The sequence below is a fragment of the Streptomyces sp. SID5785 genome (assembly GCF_009870065.1).
GTDB lineage: Bacteria > Actinomycetota > Actinomycetes > Streptomycetales > Streptomycetaceae > Streptomyces.
Genome location: NZ_WWIA01000860.1, coordinates 1 through 1,213 on the forward strand (window position 1 = coordinate 1; position 1,213 = coordinate 1,213).

The following is a 1,213-nucleotide window of genomic DNA, read 5'->3' on the forward strand; positions in this document are numbered from 1 at the left end:
ACGGCACGGCCGCGCGCGGCAACGGGCCGCCCTCGGCGCCGGGCGCGGCCAGCGGCGCGCGCGCCGCCCGCAGCCGGGCTCCCGCCCAGAACGCGGCCGCGAGGACCAGCGGCCACACCACGTAGAACTGCTCCTCGACCGCCAGCGACCAGAAGTGCTGGAACGGCGAGGGCGGCGCGTCCGCCCGGAGGTAGTCGGTGCCGGAGACGGCGAGCCGGACGTTGACGGCGTACAGGGCGCCCGCGAGCGCGTCCCCCGCGTACTCCTCGAACCGCACCTTCGACAGGAAGAGGTACGCCCCGGCGAGTGTCGACACGGCGACGAGTGTCGAGGCGGGCAGCAGGCGCAGGGCACGGCGGGCGTAGAAGCGCGGGACGGATATGCGGCCGGTGCGCGCCAGTTCGCGGGCCAGGAGGGACGTGATGAGGAAGCCGGAGACGACGAAGAAGACGTCGACGCCCACATAGCCGCCGGCGACCTGCGGCACTCCGGCGTGCGCGAGCACGACGAGCGTGACGGCGACCGCGCGCAGCCCCTGGATGTCCGCGCGGCGGCCCGGGGCGGCGGCGGCCGGGACCGGCACCGGCGGGCGCGGGCGGCGCTTCGGGAGACGGGGTCCGGGACGCAACAGGGGCAGTGCTTGGGGCACGGTGGGCCGACTTCCTCACGGGGCACGCGGAACGCGGGACACACGAAACGCGGGGCACGCGAAACGCGGGGGCACTCGTGGGACGGGCCCGGAAGTCGAACAGTTGCGCCCCTGCGGAGGAGTTCCACGGGTCTCCGATCGGGCGTGACCCACCGCTCACACGGCGTTCGGGCCGGGTTCACCCGGCGCCCGGGTCAGCGGTGCGCCAGGACGTTCACCACCCGGCCCTGCGGGTCCCGCGCGAAGAAGCGGCGCACGCCCCACTCCTCGTCGCACAGGTCGTGGACGATCTCGGCGCCCGAGGCACGCACCTGCGCGTAGACCGCGTCGACCTCGTCGGCCGTGTCGAGCTCGATGCTCAGGTCGGGGACCACCGGGCCCGTCGCGTCGTGCGTGAACAGGCTGATCTGGGCCGTGGGACGGTCGGGCGAGGCCAGGGTGCGGATCCAGCCGAGGTCCATCACCTGCTCCAGGCCGATCAGCCCGTAGAAGTCACGGTCGGCGTCGAGGGCGGCCGGGTCGGCGGGGGTCACGGTGTGGTTGGGGACGACGCGTCGTACGCTC

General features: G+C 74.7%; 2 protein-coding genes. Both read right to left on the bottom strand.

The window, feature by feature from the left end; genetic code table 11:
* Positions 1-583: acyltransferase (locus GTW43_RS27830; RefSeq protein WP_343246137.1), on the bottom strand; the 583-nt coding region annotated here is incomplete at its 3' end.
* 260 nt (positions 584-843) lie between these two features.
* Positions 844-1,182 (bottom strand): VOC family protein, encoded by a 339-nt coding sequence (locus GTW43_RS27835; protein WP_161304721.1) that lies wholly within the window; start codon positions 1,180-1,182, stop codon positions 844-846.
* Between the last annotated feature and the right edge of the window lie 31 nt (positions 1,183-1,213).